The sequence below is a fragment of the Streptomyces sp. NPDC002926 genome (assembly GCF_053591755.1).
This window is the reverse complement of record NZ_JBSFUK010000001.1, coordinates 62,721-81,296: the sequence shown is the minus strand read 5'-3', so window position 1 is coordinate 81,296 and position 18,576 is coordinate 62,721. Positions and strand designations below refer to the sequence as shown.

Annotated in this window: 14 protein-coding genes; 3 read left to right on the top strand and 11 right to left on the bottom strand. The window is 69.8% G+C overall.

Annotation, left to right across the window (positions count from 1 at the left end):
- Positions 1–47 precede the first annotated feature (47 nt).
- Positions 48–686 carry a hypothetical protein gene (locus tag ACWDZ6_RS00350; RefSeq protein WP_451501061.1) on the top strand — a complete coding sequence of 213 codons (639 nt, stop codon included), beginning with the start codon at positions 48–50 and terminating at the stop codon, positions 684–686.
- 43 nt (positions 687–729) lie between these two features.
- On the opposite strand, the gene ACWDZ6_RS00345 is transcribed toward ACWDZ6_RS00350, so the two are convergent.
- The 7 genes from ACWDZ6_RS00345 to ACWDZ6_RS00315 form a co-directional block, all read right to left on the bottom strand.
- Positions 730–2,163 (bottom strand): S28 family serine protease, encoded by a 1,434-nt coding sequence (locus tag ACWDZ6_RS00345; RefSeq protein WP_366730719.1) that lies wholly within the window; start codon positions 2,161–2,163, stop codon positions 730–732.
- Positions 2,164–2,386: 223 nt separating this feature from the next.
- Complete coding sequence (locus tag ACWDZ6_RS00340) at positions 2,387–2,731, bottom strand: hypothetical protein (RefSeq protein ID WP_451501448.1); 345 nt, start codon at positions 2,729–2,731, stop codon at positions 2,387–2,389.
- 141 nt (positions 2,732–2,872) lie between these two features.
- Positions 2,873–6,586 (bottom strand): ABC transporter ATP-binding protein, encoded by a 3,714-nt coding sequence (locus ACWDZ6_RS00335; protein WP_451501060.1) that lies wholly within the window; start codon positions 6,584–6,586, stop codon positions 2,873–2,875.
- A 121-nt stretch (positions 6,587–6,707) separates the two neighbouring features.
- Positions 6,708–7,643, bottom strand: coding sequence for a serine hydrolase (locus ACWDZ6_RS00330; RefSeq protein WP_366730721.1), 936 nt, complete (start codon positions 7,641–7,643; stop codon positions 6,708–6,710).
- 261 nt (positions 7,644–7,904) lie between these two features.
- Entirely contained in the window at positions 7,905–9,392 is a 1,488-nt protein-coding gene (locus ACWDZ6_RS00325) for a UDP-N-acetylmuramoyl-L-alanyl-D-glutamate--2,6-diaminopimelate ligase (RefSeq protein WP_451501059.1), read from the bottom strand.
- A gap of 468 nt (positions 9,393–9,860) precedes the next feature.
- Positions 9,861–10,610: an ABC transporter permease gene (locus ACWDZ6_RS00320; RefSeq protein ID WP_451501058.1), complete on the bottom strand. Its 750-nt coding sequence runs from the start codon at positions 10,608–10,610 to the stop codon at positions 9,861–9,863.
- On the bottom strand, positions 10,607–11,539 hold the full coding sequence (locus ACWDZ6_RS00315; protein WP_451501057.1) for an ABC transporter ATP-binding protein: 933 nt from the start codon (positions 11,537–11,539) through the stop codon (positions 10,607–10,609). The genes ACWDZ6_RS00320 and ACWDZ6_RS00315 overlap by 4 nt, the downstream gene beginning before the upstream one ends.
- 108 nt (positions 11,540–11,647) lie before the next feature.
- On the opposite strand from ACWDZ6_RS00315, the gene ACWDZ6_RS00310 reads away from it, so the two are divergent.
- On the top strand, positions 11,648–12,820 hold the full coding sequence (locus tag ACWDZ6_RS00310) for a sensor histidine kinase (protein WP_451501056.1): 1,173 nt from the start codon (positions 11,648–11,650) through the stop codon (positions 12,818–12,820).
- 4 nt (positions 12,821–12,824) lie between these two features.
- A complete protein-coding gene (locus ACWDZ6_RS00305; RefSeq protein WP_326650025.1) occupies positions 12,825–13,475 on the top strand; it encodes a response regulator transcription factor in 651 nt (216 codons plus the stop codon).
- 166 nt (positions 13,476–13,641) lie between these two features.
- On the opposite strand, the gene ACWDZ6_RS00300 is transcribed toward ACWDZ6_RS00305, so the two are convergent.
- From ACWDZ6_RS00300 to dhaK, 4 genes are all read right to left on the bottom strand, one after another.
- Positions 13,642–13,773 carry a UTRA domain-containing protein gene (locus ACWDZ6_RS00300; protein ID WP_451501055.1) on the bottom strand — a complete coding sequence of 44 codons (132 nt, stop codon included), beginning with the start codon at positions 13,771–13,773 and terminating at the stop codon, positions 13,642–13,644.
- Positions 13,774–13,920: 147 nt separating this feature from the next.
- The gene (locus tag ACWDZ6_RS00295; RefSeq protein ID WP_451501054.1) at positions 13,921–16,035 is read right to left on the bottom strand and encodes a sensor histidine kinase; all 2,115 of its coding nucleotides are present in this window, start codon (positions 16,033–16,035) and stop codon (positions 13,921–13,923) included.
- A 709-nt stretch (positions 16,036–16,744) separates the two neighbouring features.
- Positions 16,745–17,401: a dihydroxyacetone kinase subunit DhaL gene (gene dhaL, locus ACWDZ6_RS00290; protein ID WP_451501053.1), complete on the bottom strand. Its 657-nt coding sequence runs from the start codon at positions 17,399–17,401 to the stop codon at positions 16,745–16,747.
- A gap of 46 nt (positions 17,402–17,447) precedes the next feature.
- Positions 17,448–18,440, bottom strand: coding sequence for a dihydroxyacetone kinase subunit DhaK (gene dhaK / locus ACWDZ6_RS00285; RefSeq protein ID WP_451501052.1), 993 nt, complete (start codon positions 18,438–18,440; stop codon positions 17,448–17,450).
- Positions 18,441–18,576 lie beyond the last annotated feature (136 nt).

Below are 18,576 nucleotides of genomic sequence, written 5' to 3'. Positions count from 1 at the left end.
CGGGGACCGGCCGGGAGCACGGAGGGCCGGTGGGGTGGGGGTGGCAGATGAGCACGAAGCGGCGGTCCGCGGGGACGGTGAAAACTCTGGCGCCGATACTGGTCCTGGTACTGGCGGTGGCGCTCACTGCCGCCTGCCGGCAGGCCACGGGAGGCACAGGTCCGGCCGGCGGCGCCGGCAGCCCCACCGTCACACCGTACGGATACGGCCTGGTCTTTCTGGGCCCCGGCGACTGCGGCTCACGCGGCCGCGACTTCCGTGAAGTCCCCTGCACCAGCGAGAAGGCGGCGGCCCGGGTGATCGCCCGGTACGGCGGGAGGCCTTCGGCCGGCCCCGCCTGCCCGGTCGCCACCGACTTCGTGCTGCACATCTCCGAGAGCCGCCCGGCGACCGACGAGGACGGCGACGGCGAGGTGGGACAGGGCTACGCCTGTATGCGCAATCTGGAGCCACCGCATCCCGGCGACCCCGGCGGGGGCGGCGGTCCGCACACCGTCGTCGGCGACTGCGTCCGCAACGCGAGCAACGGTCAGGTGAAGGAGACGGCGTGCGACGGATCCGGCACGCGGGCCCCGGAGTTCAAGGTGGCGTCCGCGGTGGTCCACAGGTCGCAGTGCCCGCCGTCGACGGCGCTCTACGTGCAGTTGGGCGGAGAAAGACCGGTGGGCTGCGCCCGCCGCGTGTGAGGACCACACACGGCGGGCACAGCCCACGCCGGCAGAGGCGCGGTTACGGCCTCAGCGCCGGCTCCCGCTCGATGTCCCGCTTGTCGAGCTTCGCGTCATACCTGGTCAGCGGCTTCGCCTTGGCCGGGTCCTCCTGGACAGCGGCCGGTGCGACGCCCGCCCACTTCAGGATCGCGGCGGTGGCGGCCGCCTTCTGGTCCGGCACGAGGCCCGCGACATTGGCGCCGTGGTTGGCGCCGGGCGCGGTGTACACATAGCTGTCGCGCGCGCCCTTGCCGAGACGGAACCGCTCGCCGCCCCACGGGTCGTTCTCGCCGTAGACGAACATCATGTGGTGGGCGTTGTGCCTGACCCACGTGTCGACGTCCCTCATCACCCACGGCTTGAAACGCATCGGGATGTCACGCGGGACAAAGTTCCGCGGCGGCTGGTACCCATACCGGCTCAGCCCCTTGAGATGGGGCTGCTTGATGTCGGGCGAGCCCAGCTCGGTGCCTGCCTGGTAGTAGTACGGCGTGTACGTCTCCAGGCCCTGGTCCGTGTAGAAGGAGAAGCCGGAGATCGCGTCGACGGAGTCGTAGATCTCCTGATCGGTGGCGGTGGCAGCGACCGGGATCGACTCGCAGTCGGCGAGCAGGCTGTACTGCCAGAAGCCCCAGACGTAGTCGAGCACCACGGCCTCGTACGCCCTGTCGAGGCTGCCGATCGTCTTGAATGTGTAGCCCTCGGTGGCCGCGGCGGCCCGGTACTTGGCCTCCAGCGGCGCACGGCGCACCAGCGCCTCGCGCTGCACCGCGTTCAGCTTGTCGCGGCACTCCTTGGTGCCGACCTGCTCGAAGAACCGGTCGTACGCCGAGTCCTCTTTGTTCACCACGTCGTTGGGCGCGACATAGGCGACGACGCCGTCCATGTCGGCAGGGTAGAAGCGCTCGAAGTAGGTGGCGGTCATACCGCCCTTGGAGCCGCCGGTGGTGAGCCAGTTCTTGGCGTAGATCTTCTTCAGCGCCGTGAAGACACGGTGCTGGTCGCTGGCGGCCTGCCAGATGTCCAGCTTGGACCAGTTGGCCGGGTCGGGCCGGGACGGCGTGAAGAAACGGTACTCCAGGGACACCTGGTTGCCGTCGATGATGGCTGTCGGCTCACTGCGGCGCGGCGTGGTGCTCACGTTGTAGCCGGAGGTGAAGAAGACAGTGGGACGGTTGGTGTCCTTGTGCAGCAGGGTGATCCGCTGCTTGAAGGTGCCCTTGTCCGGGTGCCGGTGATCGACCGGCTGTGTGAAGTTGAGGACGAAGTACCGGTAACCCGGGTACGGCTTCTCCTCGATGAGACTCATGCCCGGTATCGCCAGGATCCGGTCCTTGATGTCCGTGCCGGCCGTCGGCTCTGCGGCGGTAGCCGCCCCGGCCGTCGCACCGGCCGCGCTCATGGTGCCAATGAGCACCACGAGCGACAGCAGCCATCTGAGCGCCTTGCGCATTCACCCTCCCCTTGATTCACCTGTGGTCGCGGTGAACCTAGCGGTGGCAATGCCCGGCCCGCCAGCCCCAGTTGGGCGCGCTGTCGGTGAGCGGTCGGCGCGATGGTCCGTCAGCGGCGGGCGCGAGGGTCCGTCAGCGGTCGGCACGATGGTCCGTCAGCGGCGGGCACGACGGTCCGTCAGCGGCGGGCGCGAGGGCGTCCGCAGCCCGCGTGATGACCCGTCAGCAGAGGACCCAGCCGGTCGAACGGGAGGTGCCGGCGATGGCGCCGGTGGCCCGTACACAGCGGTTGAGTGCGTGCACGGTGACGGGCCCCGCCTGGCGGGTGAAGAGGCCCTTGTCCACGGCGGCGCGGCCGCCGCGCGCCTGGAGGGAGACCGACATGGCCCGCCTCGCGCCGGGCCTGCCGGCGATGGTGACGGCGCAGGCATAGTGCCGGTTCTTGTATATGCGCAGCTCGCCGGTGGCGAACTTGACGGTCTTCTGCGGCCGTCCGGCACACGGGGAGACGGCGGCGTCGGCGCGCTGGGCGCCGGGGCCCGCCAGAGTGAGAGCCACAACCGTCATGAGCACGGCGAGGCACTGCGCGAGCAGCCGCCCGAGCCTACTGTTCCCCGCCCCAGTCAACACTCTTGTCTCCCTCGCCACGGTCCCGTACATGCGTACGACGCACATGAGCTCGGAATGGTTGCGGGGCCCGTGAGTCCGTTACACCGCCGCGGGCTCGTCCTCCCCTATGAAGGTCCGCCACAGCGTCGCGTAGGTGCCGCCCAGCGCCAGCAGTTCGTCATGGGTGCCGTCCTCGACCGCCCGGCCGCCGTCCATCACTATCACCCGGTCCGCGCGGGCGGCGGTGGTCAGCCGGTGCGCGACGACCAGGGTGGTGCGGCGTCCGGTGAGACGGTCCGTCGCCTGATTGACCTGGGACTCGGTGGCCAGGTCCAGGGCCGCGGTCGCCTCGTCGAGCAGCAGGATGTCAGGGTCGACGAGCTCGGCACGGGCCAGGGCGATCAGCTGGCGCTGGCCCGCCGAGAGGTTGCGGCCACGCTCGGAGACCTCGTGGAGGTAGCCGCCGTCGAGGGTGGCGATCATGTCGTGGGCGCCGACGGCCCGGGCCGCGGCCTCCACCTCGGCATCGCTCGCGCCGGGACGGCCGTACGCTATGGCGTCCCGGACCGTGCCCGCGAAGAGGTACGCCTCCTGCGGGACGACGCCGAGCCGGTGCCGGTACGCGGTGAGGTCGAGGGCTCGCAGGTCCGTGCCGTCGGCCGTGACCCTGCCGCTCGTCGGGTCGTAGAACCGTGCGACGAGCTTCACCAGTGTCGACTTGCCCGCGCCGGTTTCGCCGACGAAGGCGACGGTCTGGCCGGCCGGGATACGCAGGTCGATGCCGGTGAGAGCCTCCTCGGGCGCGTCGGCGGAGCCGTACGCGAAGTCGACGTTCTCGAAGGCGATCTCACCGCGCAGCGACAGCACCTTCAGGGGTTCCTTCGCCGCGGCGGTCGAGGTCGGCTCCTGCAGCAGTTCCTGGATGCGGCCGAGGGAGACCGTGGCCTGCTGGTAGCCGTCGAAGACCTGGGACAGCTGCTGCACGGGCGCGAAGAACAGATCGATGTAGAGGAGGTACGCCACCAGCGCGCCGGCGGTGAGGGTGCCCGCCTGGACCCGGCCCGCGCCCACGATCAGCACGGATGCCGCGGCCACCGACGAGAGCAGCTGCACGAAGGGGAAGTAGACGGAGATCAGCCACTGGCCGCGCACCCGGGCCCGGCGGTAACTGTCGCTGCGGGCGGCGAACCGCTCCCCGCCGTCGCGCTCGCGCCGGAACGCCTGGACGATCCGCAGCCCGGACACGGACTCCTGCAGGTCGCCGTTGACGACACTGATGCGCTCACGGGCCAGCTCGTACGCCTGCACGCTCTTGCGGCGGAAGAAGAAGGTGCCGACGATCAGGACCGGCAGGGTCGCGAAGACCACCAGCGCCAGCTGCAGGTCGAGGAAGACAAGCGCGACCATGATGCCGAAGAAGGTGACGACCGAGACGAACGCGGTGACGAGGCCGGTCTGCAGGAACGTGGACAGGGCGTCCACGTCCGTCGTCATCCGGGTCATGATCCGGCCGGTCAACTCGCGCTCGTAGTAGTCGAGCCCGAGCCGCTGGAGCTGGGCGAAGATCTTCAGGCGCAGGGAGTAGAGGACGCGTTCGCCGGTGCGGCCCGTCATCCGGGTCTCGCCGGTCTGCGCGGTCCACTGCACGACGACCGTCACCAGCGCGAGCGCGGAGGCCGCCCAGACCGCGCCGAGCGCGAGCTGGGTGACGCCCTGGTCGATGCCGTGCCGGATCAGTATCGGAAGCACCAGGCTCATGCCCGCGTCGACCGCGACCAGTACCAGGCTGACCAGCAGCGGCAGCCCGAAACCGCTCAGCAGCCGGCGCAGCCCGTACGCCTGCTCGGGGCGGACGGCGTGTGCCTCGTCGATGTCGGGGGTGTCGGTGGCCGGCGGCAGTGCCTCGACCTGGGCCAGGAGTTCGGGCGTGGCACCGGGGGCCGCGGACTCCCCGGCGTTCTCCTCCCGTACCCAGAGCCTGGGCGTGAGGCCGCGCTCGACGTCGAACTCGGCGTCGAGCTCGTCCCGTACGGTGTGGTCCTCCGGCGGTTCCGCATCCAGCGGCGGGCGGTGTCCCGGCGATACGCCACCGAGCTCGTCCGGGTCGGTCAGCAGCCGCCGGTACAGGGCCGAGCGCTGTGTCAGCTCCTCGTGCGTGCCGATGTCGGCGAGCCGGCCGCCGTCCAGCACGGCGATGCGGTCCGCGAGTCCGAGGGTCGAGCGGCGGTGGGCGATCAGCAAGGTCGTACGGCCCGCCATGACCTGTTTGAGCGCCTCGTGGATCTCGTGCTCGACGCGGGCGTCGACGGCGGAGGTGGCGTCGTCGAGAAGGAGCAGCCGCGGGTCGGTGAGTATCGCGCGGGCGAGCGCGATGCGCTGGCGCTGACCGCCGGAGAGGGTGAGCCCGTGCTCGCCGACCTTGGTGTCGTAGCCGTCCGGGAGCTCGGCGATGAAACGGTCGGCCTGTGCGGCGCGCGCCGCGGTCCCGATCTCCTCGTCGGTCGCGTCAGGCTTTCCGTACGCGATGTTCGTGCGCACGGTCTCGGAGAAGAGGAAGCTGTCCTCCGGTACGAGTCCGATGGCGGCGCGCAGCGAGTCGAGGGTCAGTTCGCGCACATCGTGGCCGCCGACGAGGACGGCGCCGTGCGTGACGTCGTAGAAACGGGGCAGCAGCAGCGAGACGGTGGACTTGCCGCTGCCGGAGGAGCCGACGACGGCGACGGTCTCGCCCGGCTGGATCTCCAGCGAGAAGCCGTCGAGAACCGGACGCCCTTCGTCGTAGCCGAAGGTGACGTCGTCGAACTCGACGGTCGCGGGCGCGTCCGCGGGAAGCTCCTTCGTACCGTCCTGCATCGTCGGTTCGGTGTCGATCAGCTCCAGTACGCGCTCCACACCGGCCCGCGCCTGCTGTCCGACGGTCAGCACCACGGCGAGCATCCGGACCGGGCCGACGAGCTGTGCGAGATAGGCGGAAAAGGCGACGAAGGTACCGAGCGTGATCTGGCCACGGGTGGCCAGCCAGCCGCCGAGCGCCAGCATCGCGACCTGGCCGAGCGCGGGGACCGCCTGGAGGGCCGGGGTGTACTTCGAGTTCAGCCGGATGGTGCGCAGCCGGCCCGCGAAGAGCTTGCGTCCGACCTCACGCAGCTTGCCGGTCTCCTGGTCCTCCTGGCCGAAGCCCTTGACCACGCGTACGCCGGAGACGGCGCCGTCGACGACGCCCGCGACGGCGGCCGCCTGGCTCTGCGCGTACCAGGTGGCGGGGTGCAGTTTGGTACGGCTGCGCTTGGCGATGAACCAGAGGGCGGGAGCGACGGCAAGGGCGATCAGGGTGAGCGGCAGCGACAGCCACGCCATGATCACCAGCGAGATCAGGAAGAGCAGGATGTTCCCGATGGTCATCGGGAGCATGAAGAGCAGGCCCTGGATGAGCTGAAGGTCGCTGGTGGCGCGGCCCACGACCTGGCCGGTGGACAGCTCGTCCTGGCGCCGGCCGTCGAGGCGGGTGATCGTCCCGTACATCTCGGTCCGCAGATCGTGCTGGACGTCGAGGGCGAGGCGTCCGCCGTAGTAGCGGCGGACATAGGTGAAGGCGTAGACGACGAGCGCGGCGGCTATCAGCAGCCCGGTCCAGACGCCGAGGGGCTTCGAATGGTCGCCGATGACATCGTCGATGACGACCTTGGTGATCAGCGGGACGAGGGCCATGACGGCCATGCCGGCGAGCGAGGACCCCAGTGCGAGCACCACATTGCGCCGGTACCGCCAGGCGTAACCGGACAGCCGCCGCGCCCACCCCTGCTCCGCCGCCACGTGGTGCCTCCCGTGAGATCCAGTTCTGGTCTACCGGAAGGCACCAACGCGGCGAGCAGCGGATTTCATCCCGCCGCAACAAACTACGGTCTTTCGTCCTAGGACCGTTCGCGGCCCGGTCCTAGGACGCGGGGCCCTTCTCGGGCACGGCCGGGAACGCCTCGCGCGGGACGGCCGGCGGCGTGACAGCCGTGCGCGCGTCCGCGGTCGGGTTGAGGTCCAGGTGGATCGCGCGGGCGACGGCCTGGATGGTGTTCACGCCGTCGTTCATGGTCGCGTTGTCCTGCGTCAGGACGGTGATCGTGTAGTCGTGGCCGTTGCCGGTGAAGGCGCCGATGCTGTGGACGCGCCAGCCGTGCGTGGCCCGCGACAGCCAGCCGTTCTTGAGCTGGACGGTGACGGTGGAGGGGGCTCCGGCGGGCGTGCCCCAGCGCTGCGAGGCGATCACATTGCGCATCAGCTTGAGCTCGTACGACCGCGAGGCGTCGGTGAGTACGGTGTTCGGCACGGTCAGCGTGGCCAGCAGCTTCTGCTCGTCGCGGGCGGTGATCTGGGTGAGCCCCCAGTAGCCGTCGGCGCCGGGAACGGTCTGCGTCATGCCCGCAGCCGTGAGAAACCTCTTGATCTTCGTCAGGCCGAGCTGCTTCCACAGGGCGCTGGTGGCCGCGTTGTCCGACTTGGTGATCATGTCGTTGGCCAGCGTGAACTCGCGCTGGGTGAATCCGCGCTTCTGTATCTGCGTGTCCAGGAGCAGTGCCGCGAGCACGGTCGCCTTCACGACGCTGGCCGAGTCGAACTTCTGGTCCGGCCGCAGTACGCAGCTGGTCTTGCTGACCCGGTCGTTGACGAGCACTGCGGTCGTCGACTTCCGGCCCTTGAGCGCCGCGGTGATGTCCAGGCGGAGCTTGTCGGCGAGGCCCGCCTTCTTGGAGGTGCAGGCGACCGTCGGCGTGGCGGCGGCCGCGGGCGTCGCGCCCGCGGCCAGCGGCACAAACATCCCCGCGGCCAGGACCGCCGCGGCGGCCCGCGCGCGGCGGGATATTCGGTGGTGAGTCATAGAGGCTTCCCGTCCCCTTGTGCTGTGGCGGGCGCGCTCTCCGGCGCACCCGCCACACATGACTCACGAGCCGCCGAAAAGTTGTACGAGGTCGTACGTCTCAGTGGTGTCGTACGTCTCAGTGGTGGGGCTGCGCCGGCACCCGCGCCGTCGGCCGGTTCAGACGGGTGGTCTGGCGGCGTTCCGGTTGTCGTCACCGGAGGACAGGAGATGCAGCCGGTCACCGCGCGCGGTGACCGGCGTACTGTCCCGCGCCGCGTACTACCCCGCGGCCGCGAGTTCGCGCACCGTCGCCATGTCGCTGAAGGGGAGCAGCTGTTCGCCGACGATCTGGTAAGGCTCGCTGCCCTTCCCCGCGACCAGGACGATGTCGTCCCGTTCCGCGGCGGACAGCGCGAAGGCGATCGCCTGGCGGCGGTCGGCGAACCGCTCGAACTTGGTGCCGGTCGCCGTGAGACCCGGTGTGATCTGGTCCAGGATCTTCTCGGGGTCTTCGTTCCGCGGGTTGTCCGAGGTCAGGACGCACAGGTCGGAGAGAGTCCCGGCGATCTCCCCCATCCGCGCGCGCTTGGTGACGTCCCGGTCGCCTCCGCAGCCGAAGACCGTGATGACCCGGCCGGTGGCGAAGTCCCGGATGGCGGTGAGCACCTTGTCCAGGGAGTCGGGAGAGTGCGCGTAGTCCACGATCACCGAGGTACCGCGGGGGGTCTCGAAGCGTTCGAAGCGCCCCGGGACCGGGGGCATCAGGTCGAGTGCGGTGACCAGTCCTGCCAGGTCATGCCCCAGGAGATGGCAGGCCGCCACGGCGGCCAGCGCGTTGGACACCGAGAACCGCCCGGGGACGGGGATCGCGGCACTGTACTCGCGTCCGGCGTGGTGGAGGGTGAAGCGGGTACCGCGGGCGTCCATGCTGAGGTCGGTCGCCCGGTAGTCGGCCTCCGCGTCGAGCGCGTACGTGGTGACCGCGCCAGGCATCATCGCCCGGATCCCGTCACCGACAGGGTCGTCCGCGTTGACCACAGCGCGCCGGCACAGCCCCTGGAACAGGCGCAGCTTGGCGTCCCGGTAGTTCTCCATGGTGCCGTGGTCGTCCAGATGGTCCTGCGTGAGGTTGGTGAAGATCCCCACGTCGAGGAACGCGCTGTCCACCCGGTGGTTCAACAGGCCCATGGACGTGGCCTCCAGGACCACGGTGCTCACCTCGCGGTCGCGCATGCACCCCAGCAGGTACTGGAAGTCCGGCGACTCCGGCGTGCTCAGCGCCGATCTCGGCATCGGGATCAGTTCGTCGCCGATGCGGCTGCCGGCCGTCCCGATGACTCCCACCCGTGCGCCCTCGGCGATCCGGAGCACGGACTCGACCATGTACGACACGGACGTCTTCCCGTTGGTGCCGGTGACGGCCACCATGTCCATCGACCGCCCGGGCTCGCCGTAGTAGCGGGAGGTGACCACCGCAGCCGCCTTCCGCGTGTCCGGCACCCGTACGACACACACTCCGTCGGCCGACGCCCACACCGCCGCCGGGAGCTCGGGCGCCGCGTCGTCGACGAGCACCGCGACCGCGCCACGTGCCAGAGCGGGACCGACGAGCTCGGGGCCGCCCTCGCAGTGACCGGGCACCGCGATGAACAGCGAACCCGGCGAGACGCGGTGGGCGTCGAAGCACGTCCCGGCGGTGATCCTCGTCTCCGGATCACCCAGGAGAACCTCATGGTCGTGCCCGGCCAGCAACTCGCTCAACTTCACAGGGGTCCTCTCGAGGGTGCGACTGAGCCGGTGGTCCGGCCGTCGCCGAGGGCGACGCCGACGGCACGCCGAGGAGTCGCGGGGGTGGTGCTCAGCAGACAGATCAGTGGAGCGGTGTTCCGGAAACAGGAAAGAGGCCCCGGCTCCGTGGAGAAAGCTCCACGCGCGGGGCGGAAGGAGGGAGAGGGCCCGAGCCGGTCAGCCGTGGCCGTGCAAAGCGCGGCAGCGGGCCCCGGGGCCGGTGGTGCACAGCGCGCGAGGTGCCTGTCGAAGGCCCTCTCTCACCGCGTGCGTGCAACCCATGGTGGGAGTGTACGTCCCACAGGGCGTCCCGGAGTCCGCCTCGCTTCGCCCTGCTTCGCCCCGCGCCTGCATGGACGGTGTGCCCCGACCATGGCGCTCCGTGACGTCGGCCGGGGTGCGACCCCGCTGCCCGGTGCGGCCCGGTGAGGCCCGGAGGACCGCCCCTCAGGCGTCCCGGCGGTGCAGCGACTGCCAGCCCGCCCAGAGCGCCGCGGCGACCCAGAGTCCGAGGACCCCGAGCCCGCTCCACGGCCCGAGCATGCCGGTGGACTCCTGCAGCAGCACCTGCTGGCCCGCCCGGTCGGGCAGGAACTCGACGATGCCGCCGTCCTGCGAGATGTCCCCGATCACGAACGACAGCATGAGCAGGAACGGGATGAGGATGCCCATGACCGCGGGCCCGCTGCGCAGCACTGCCGCAAGTCCGGCCGAGAACAGAGTGATCAGCGCCAGATAGATCCCGCAGCCGGCGACGACGCGCAGGGCGCCCGGGTCCCCGAGGCCCACGCCCCGGTCACCGAGGAACTCCTGGCCGGCCAGGAAACAGGTAAGACTCGTGGCGAGTCCCACGAGGAGCGCCAGGCCGCCGATGACAGCGAGCTTGGCCGCGTAGAAGACACCCCTGCGCGGGACGGCGGCCAGCGAGATGCGGACGGCACCGCTCCTGTACTCCCCCGCGACAGCCAGCGCGCCGAAGCAGATGGCCGCGACCTGACCGAAGTTGAGGCCGAAGAACGACGAGCGGAGCGGGTCGAAGTCGGGTTTGCCGGTTTCCTCGGTGCCGAGCGTCGCGCACATCAGCAGCGAGAAGGCGACGGTGGCGAGGAAGACGGACCCGAGCGTCGCGCCGAGGGAACGTGCGGAGCGGATCTTGAGCCACTCGGAGTGGAGAACGGGGGTGATGGACACGGTCATACCTCCTGGGCCACGGCCGGACGGGGTGCGTCGAATTCGGTCTCGTCCGCGGTGAGCGCGAGATAGGCCTCTTCCAAAGTGGCCTCTTCATCGGCGAGTTCAAGGATCGGGATGCCTTCGTGAGCGGCGAGCGGCCCGATGTCCGTCACCCGGGCGCCTTCCACGGTCCAGCGGCCGTCCTCGTCCTCGACGGGAGTGAAGCCCTTGCCCGTCAGGGCCCTGTGCAGCCGCTCGTTCTCGGTGGTGCGCAGCCGCACCCTCGGAGTGGTCCGGGCGTCGATGAAATCCTGCATGCCGGTGTCGGCAAGCAGCCGGCCCCTGCCGAGGACGACGAGATGGTCGGCGAAGGAAGCGGTCTCGTTCATCAGGTGGCTCGAGACGAGAACGGCCCTGCCCTCGCGGGCCAGTTGCCGCATCAGTTCGCGAATCCAGATGATGCCCTCGGGGTCGAGTCCGTTGGACGGCTCGTCGAGCATCAGTACCGCGGGGTCGCCGAGCAGGGCAGCGGCGATCCCGAGGCGCTGGCGCATGCCGAGCGAGAACGTCTTGATCCGCCGGCCGGCGACGCTCGCGATCCCGGCCTGCTCGAGCACGGCGTCCACGCGGCCGGCCGGGATCCGGTTGGCGGCGGCGAGGATGCGCAGATGGTCACGGGCGGTACGGGAGCCCGGCGCGGCCTGTGCGTCGAGCAGGGCGCCGACGTGGCGCAGCGGCTCCTCGATCGCGGCGTATGCCCGTCCGCCGATGGTGGCGGTGCCGGAGGTGGGCCGGTCCAGGGCGAGGACAAGACGCATGGTGGTGGACTTGCCCGCACCGTTGGGGCCGAGGAAGCCGGTGACCCGGCCGGGCCGCACGCTGAATGTCAGCCGGTCCACGGCCCGGATCGTTCCGTACTCCTTGGTCAGGTCTGTGACGTCGATGCTGGTCATGGCTCCAGCGTGGCCGCCGGACGGTGACCGGGGCCTCCCCCGCCGGTGGGGACCGGCTCCCCCGTGCGGGGGAGCCGCGGGGGACCGGGGCGCTGGCACGATGACCGAATGCACCGCTTCCTGCGCCCGCTGACCCGATCGGTGACGTACACCCGCTGGCTCCACCTCTTCATCGGCGTGATCGTCTGGGGCATGTGGCTGTTCGTCGACACCGAGCGGCCCTATGTACCGGTCGTGCTGCTGGGGTTGCTGGGACTCATTCCGGCGGTGCGGCTGGCCGAGGGACTTCAGGCACGGCTGCTGCTTTCCCCGCACGGATACGCGGAGTCGGCTTCGGGTATCGCCGCCGAGTCGTCCGGCACCTGGGCCGACCGGTGGCGCACGGCTCTGTGGATGGAGATCCGGCTGGCGCTGGGCCTGCTCACCGGATATCTCACGGCGGGCCTGCTCGGGCTGTCCGTGGATCTGGCCATGGCCGCGGCGGGCGGCGGCACGGGCGGGGGCGAGCTGGTCGACGTACCGGGACATCACTGGTGGTACGCGCTGCTGGTGCCGCTGCCGATCGTCGCTCTGCTGGCGGTCGTTGTGGGACTCGGGGAGCTGATCACGGCCATTGCGCGGCGACTGCTCGGCCCGTCGGCCGCGGCGCTGCTCGCCGCCCTGGAGGAGCGCACCGAACAACTGCTGGAACGGAACCGGATCGCCAGGGAGCTGCACGACTCCATCGGGCACGCACTGACGGTGGCGGTGGTGCAGGCGGGTGCGGCCAGGGCGGCGGGCAGTGCGGAGTTCACCGACCGGGCGCTGAACGCCATCGAGGAGACCGGCCGCGCGGCGCTGGAGGACCTGGAGCGCGTACTGCTGGTGCTGCGGGAATCCGGACAACCCGTGAGCCGGCGTCCGACACTCACCGACGCGGACCGGTTGCTGGAGTCGGCGCGCGCCTCCGGCGCCACGGTCGACTCCGCGGTGACGGGCCCGGTGGAACAGGTCCCGGGCCCTGTCTCCCGGGAGGGCTACCGCATCGTGCAGGAGGCGCTCACCAATGTGCTCCGGCACGCGGGTCCGGTGACGACGCGCGTACGGATCACCGTCACCGACGGCCGGCTCGAGCTGGAGGTGACCAACCCCCTTTCGGGACCGGTCACTTCGGCCGCCCGCGGCAGCGGACTGCGCGGCATACGCGAACGTGCTGCGCTGCTCGGCGGGAAGGCCGACACCGGTCCGTTCAACGGTGAATGGAGGGTGCACGTGGGGCTTCCGCTGGACGGCCTACGCTGACCGGGTGCCGATCACTGTGCTGCTTGTCGACGACGAACCTCTCGTACGGGCGGGGCTACGAGCCGTGCTCGAGGCCCAGCCGGACATCGAGGTGGTCGGCGAGGCGGCGGACGGCGCCGCCGTGATCCCCCTGGTGCGGCAACTGCGGCCCGATGTGGTGGCGATGGACGTCCGCATGCCGCTCCTCGACGGCATCGAAGCCACCCGCGCCGTACTGCGCACCGTCGACGACCCGCCCAAGATCCTTGTCATCACGACCTTCGAGAACGACGAGTACGTCTACGACGCCCTGCGGGCGGGCGCCGACGGCTTTCTCCTCAAGCGGGCGCGCCCCGCGGAGATCGTGCACGCGGTGCGACTGGTCGCGGAGGGCGAGTCGCTCCTCTTTCCCGCGGCGGTGCGCTCCCTGGCAACGGAATACGGCAGCCGGACCGCCCGCGCGGCGATGGAGCGTGCGGCGCTGACCGAACGGGAGGCGGCGGTGCTGAGGCTGATGGCGCGGGGACTGTCGAACGCGGAGATCGCCGGTCAGCTCGTGGTCGGCACCGAGACGGTCAAGTCCCATGTCAGCGCGGTGTTGTCGAAGCTGGGCGCGCGGGACCGCACGCAGGCGGTGATCGCCGCGTACGAGTCGGGGTTTGTGGCTCCGGCTTGACGGTGGGGCAGCGGTGACCGGGGTGCCGACCAAGGCCTGGCGGGTGTGGCGGCGGCCCACCCGGTTGCCCTCCGGATGCGGTTGCCGTACCGCCGCGACCCACAGCTCGACGTACTGCCGCCGCCGTTCGATGCCACATCGCTTCCACGGGAGTGTTCGGCATACCTCACGCCTCGAAGTCGTACTCCAGGATGTAGGCGGACGCGTCCAGCACCATGTCGTTCAGCTCGACCGCTCGCCCTCTTTCGGCAAAGGCCGTGCGGCAGATGAGGGCGACCGGAGTGCGCTGCCACGCCAAGTCGGTCCGCTTCGTCCGCAGTGGGCCGTCGGTGCCTGTCGAAGTTCTCGAAGTTGAGACCGTCACTGGACATGGACGTGTCCAGGACGCGGTGCCGCGTTTCGGTCTCCGTTCCGGCATGCGGAGCCTGGGGTACGCCCTCTGCCTTCAGCGGTGGGATCCCGACCCAGCATCCTCCGAACTCCGTCCCGGGGGATCCCCATGGCGCGGAGAGGGTCGCGATAGCCCTTTCTCCTTGCTGGCCGAGCGGGCGCCGTGACGGCGTGTCCGGTACGCGCGTTTGGCCAGCGCGCTGTCGTTGAGTTGCTCGGTCGTCTCGTAGTTGCGCCAGCCGGTGAGGCGTCCTTCCGAGTTGTACCTGGCTGACAGTCCGGGAGGATCCATGTGATCTCCGTGTTCCCGGACCAACTTCTGGGGCAGCGTGACCACTGCTGTGATGCCGTGGTGCGATGACCTGCGGAGGTGGACGCGGATGCCGTGGCGGCCGGAGAGCCGGCCGATGACGAACATACCCATGCGCCGCGCCACCGAGACGTCGACGACCGGCGGGTTCAGGAGCCTGTCGTTGGCCTCCTCAAGGTCCTTTGCGGTCATGCCGATGCCGCTGTCCTGGATTTCGACCTTCGCGCCGCCGCCGGACAGCAGCTGGCTCGTGACGAGCACCTCGGTGTCCGGAGAGGAGAACGTGGCCGCGTTCTCCAGCAGCTCTGCGATGAGGTGAACGATGTCGTTCACTGCCCGGCCGTCGACGTCCGCGGTTACCAGTCCGCGTAGCTGCACACGCTGATACTGCTCGATCTCACTGGTGGCGGCCCGGAGGACGTCCACGAGCCGGACCGGGGCGCTCCAGCGGCGGCCCGCCTTCTCGCCCGCGAGGACGAGTAGGTTCTCCCCATTGCGGCGCATGCGGGTGGCGAGATGGTCGATCTTGAAGAGGCTGGCGAGCAGGTCGGGGTCCTGCTCGCCGTTCTCCAGATGGTCGATCAGCTCCAGCTGCCGTTCCACGAGGTACTGGCTGCGCTGCGAGAGGTTGACGAACATCGCGTTGATGCGGCCTCGCAGTTGCGCTTGCTCGAACGTCAGCCGTACGGAGTCGCGATGGACTTCGTCGAACGCGTGGGCGACACCGCCGATCTCGTCGGTCGAGTTGATGCCCGTGGGCTCGACCTTGATGGCCTCCAGTTGCGTGTCGCTGGAGCCCCGCAGCAGCCGGACCACCTCGGGCAGGCGGCGTTCCGTGATGTCGAGCGCGGAGGCGCGCAGGGTGTGCAGCGGGCCGACAATCGACTGCATGACGACGTGCGTCACACCGAACGTGAGCAGGAGGATCAGCAGCACGACGAGCGAGGTGATGAACACTGAGCGCTCGGCCTGGTGCTGCTCGCGCGAGCTCTCGTCCTCGACCGATCCGACGAGCCGCTTCTCGACCAGACGCATCAGCTCGAGCTTGCTCGTCATGGTGTCGAACCACTCGCCGGCGTCGAGGCGGAGGCGGCTGGTGCCATGCCGGGCGAGCACCTGCTTCTGGAGCATCTCAACCTTGTTGACGTCCCTTTCGGTGACGGTGCGCTCGTAGAACTGACGCTGGGCCGGCGGCGCATCGGACCGGAACTCGCCGATCAACGCCTGTTGCTGCCGGCCGGCGAGGGTCAGGCCCTGGGCCTCGCTCGAATCGAAGTGTGCCTGGGTCAGCACCCCGCCGAGCAGCGCGCGTTGCCGGGAGGCTGCCTCCGTGGCCTGTGCGAAGGTCCCGAGCGCACCGGCCCTCACGGCAAGGGTCCGGTGGGCGATGTCCGGCGTGAGAAGGTCAAGGGCGTCGGTGAGCTCGGTGATCAACTCCGTGTATGCGTTGACCACGGGCAGCAAGCGCATTTTCGAGCGGGCTACCGTGTCGCGCAGTGACGCCACCTTCCCGCCAGAGGCGTCGAGCACCGCGAGCCGGTTGGCCAGGACGGGGTTCGTCCCGCGGTGGACATGGGCGACCTCGGTACGGACCCGGGCAAGCGCCGCGTCGACCTGGGAGCGCTGAGTGTCCAGCCGGCTCGTGTCGCCCGTACGCCCGGCCGCAACGTAGAGCGCGGTGAGATCGCGTTCGTCCTCAAGCTCCTCCAACAGCCCCGTGCCCTTGTCGACGGTACGAACGAGCTGGCGGACGTTGTTGACGTCCTGTGCGTTCTGCACGGCCGAGCCGATCCGCAGACCGCCGAGTACGAGCGTGACGATGATCGGGATGAGCACCACAGCCACCAGCTGGGTACGCACACTCCAGTTACTCGGGGCGAACTCCGCATGGTTGCTGCCCCTGTACGGGCGACGCCCTCCACCTGCACGCGCGGGGCCCGGATCGGTATTGCCGTTGTCGGAACCGTTGCCTCTCGCCTGGGGCGTCTGCACCGGTTCCGTGCCGTGGCGATTCGCCGTGGATTGTGTTTGCACTGCCCTCGCACCCTCTCCTCGCCATTGAACGTGTGCGATTCAGGGGCGCGCGCGCATCGCGGACGCTCCCCTCATCGCGCTAGTGCGCTTGTCGTGACGTTGCTGGAAGAGGCCATGGCCTCGTGCGCCCCCTGGCAGGTGCCTGGGGCAGCTGACTACGCGTCGGTCTCGGAGCTGTTCAAGATCGCAACCACTTCTTCGGTGGGGTCGCTGTGGCGATCGGTGCCCAGCCGTCCGTCATCTGTGCCTGTCAGCGGCTAGAGCCTGGCATCGCCGGCGAGTTCGGCCGTGCCGGCGGCGAGGCCGCCTTCGGCGCCGTGGGCCAACCGGACATGCAAGAGGGGTTACTGTCCGCGCCGGCCCAGCGCCTGACCGACCGATCCCGAGTTGCCGCGGCGTGTCCTCATCGCCATGTACGAGCGGGGGGCGGTCGAGGACCAGATACCAGCGGGTCACGGTCGCTCGACCCGCCACGACGCCATGAGGGCCGTGCCGGGAGACACTCTCGTGTCGGCCCACCGGTCGGACACCACGTTCATGACGCCGTCCCTGCGCCTGGCCGCTCGCTTGCCGCGGTGACAGTCGCAAGGGCAGACAGAATGAGCACGGTCGACGCCGCGCCGGGGTCCTCGTGACCGATGGTGCGGGCGCCGAGATAGCTCGCGCGGCCCTTCCGGGCCTGCATGCCGACGGTCTGCTTCAGGCCCCGCACGGCGGCGTCGTATGCCGCGCGGGTGGCGTTGCTCAGGTCGCCGCCGGTGTCGATGACGGCATGGTAGGCGGTCACGGCCGGGCCGAGGGCGTCGATCATCGTCTTGTCACCCTCGAGTGCCGCGCCGATCCGCTGGATGCCGGTGAGGGCAGCTGCCAACGCCGCCCCGAGTTGTGCCGCAGACACGTCGGGTTCCTCGCCCAAGGTCCCCGCGGCCTGCCGGAAACCGGTGCCGTACAGCGGTCCCGAGGCGCCGCCGGTCTTGCTGATCAGTGCCCGGCCGACGGTGGCGAGCACCGCACCGGGGGTGGACGGGTCGGTTTCGTCCAGCATCGCCACCGCCGCCTGCAGGCCACGGCGCATGTTGATGCCGTGGTCGGCGTCGCCGACAGCGGAGTCGAGGCGGGTCAGATGATCGGCGTTCTCGGTTACCAGTCGGGCCGCCCCATGGATCCAGGCCCGGAACATGCTCGCGTCCATTGTCGTCCTTCTCCCTCGTGGTGTCCGTCGTGGTGTCCGAGGCCGTTCAGCGTCCCCAGCGCAGTGCGGGGGTCTCGACGGGGGCATCCCACAGATAGGTGAGCTGCGGCGTGAGCCGGCACACCGTGATCGTGCAACCGGCCATGTCCAGGCTGGTGATGTAGTTGCCGACCAGGTTGCGGGTGATCCACACGCCATGGTCGGCGAGCCACTCGGCAACCGCGGCATACACCACGTACAGCTCAAGAAGCGGGGTGCCACCCAGGCCGTTGACCATCACGAGCACTTCGCCTGAGAGCGGCATGTCGGCGTGGATGGCGTCCAACGCGACAGCGACGATCTCCTTGGCGGAGACGAGCCTGCCGCGGGCGCGACCGGGCTCGCCGTGGATGCCGACGCCCAGCTCGATCTCGTCCTCGCCCAGCTCGAAACCGGGCTTGCCCGCCGCGGGCACCGTGCACGGCGTGAGCGCCACCCCGAACGAACGGGACCGGCCGTTGACCTCCCGGCCCCAAGCCGCAGCCGAGGCCAGGTCCGCGCCAAGTTCGGCAGCCGCACCGACGATCTTCTCCACGAACACGGTCGCCCCGGTACCTCGCCGGCCCGCCGTCCACGTACTGTTCTCCACGGCGACATCGTCATTGACCACGACGCCCTCCACCCGGACGCCGTCGTCGGCGGCCAAGTCGGCGGCCATCTGGAAGTTCAGCACGTCGCCGGTGTAGTTCTTCACGATGTGCAGCACCCCCGCCCCGCCGTCAACGGCCCGCGTGGCGGCGAGTATCTGGTCCGGCACGGGGGAGGTGAACACCTCACCGGGACAGGCCGCATCCAGCATCCCGTACCCGACGAACCCGCCGTGCAGCGGCTCGTGTCCGGCCCCGCCACCTGACAGCAGGCCGACCTTCCCAGCGGTCGGCCCGCCCGCGCGGATGATGTAGCGGTCGGACGTGTCGACCATCAGCGAGGGGTGCGCGGCGGCCACGCCGACGAGAGCATCGGCAAGCACCTCATCGGGCGAGTTGATGAGCTTCTTCACGGTTCAGGCCCCTTCTCGACTGGATAGGAACATCAGCAGAAATCAATCAAATGGTATTTATCAGTAGGATTTGTCAGGGCGTCATCTTGCCCGTCACACAGGTCCTTTCATGGGCCGGTCCGGTCGGACCTGCCCA

What these genes read in the sequence shown, in the direction of transcription:
- ACWDZ6_RS00315 (WP_451501057.1), bottom strand. Translation starts at nt 11,539, where the DNA reads ATGACCAGCATCGACGTCACAGACCTGACCAAGGAGTACGGAACGATC.
- ACWDZ6_RS00320 (WP_451501058.1), bottom strand. Translation starts at nt 10,610, where the DNA reads ATGACCGTGTCCATCACCCCCGTTCTCCACTCCGAGTGGCTCAAGATC.
- ACWDZ6_RS00330 (WP_366730721.1), bottom strand. Translation starts at nt 7,643, where the DNA reads ATGACTCACCACCGAATATCCCGCCGCGCGCGGGCCGCCGCGGCGGTC.
- ACWDZ6_RS00350 (WP_451501061.1), top strand. Translation starts at nt 48, where the DNA reads ATGAGCACGAAGCGGCGGTCCGCGGGGACGGTGAAAACTCTGGCGCCG.
- ACWDZ6_RS00345 (WP_366730719.1), bottom strand. Translation starts at nt 2,163, where the DNA reads ATGCGCAAGGCGCTCAGATGGCTGCTGTCGCTCGTGGTGCTCATTGGC.
- dhaL (WP_451501053.1), bottom strand. Translation starts at nt 17,401, where the DNA reads ATGGACGCGAGCATGTTCCGGGCCTGGATCCATGGGGCGGCCCGACTG.
- ACWDZ6_RS00310 (WP_451501056.1), top strand. Translation starts at nt 11,648, where the DNA reads ATGCACCGCTTCCTGCGCCCGCTGACCCGATCGGTGACGTACACCCGC.
- ACWDZ6_RS00340 (WP_451501448.1), bottom strand. Translation starts at nt 2,731, where the DNA reads ATGACGGTTGTGGCTCTCACTCTGGCGGGCCCCGGCGCCCAGCGCGCC.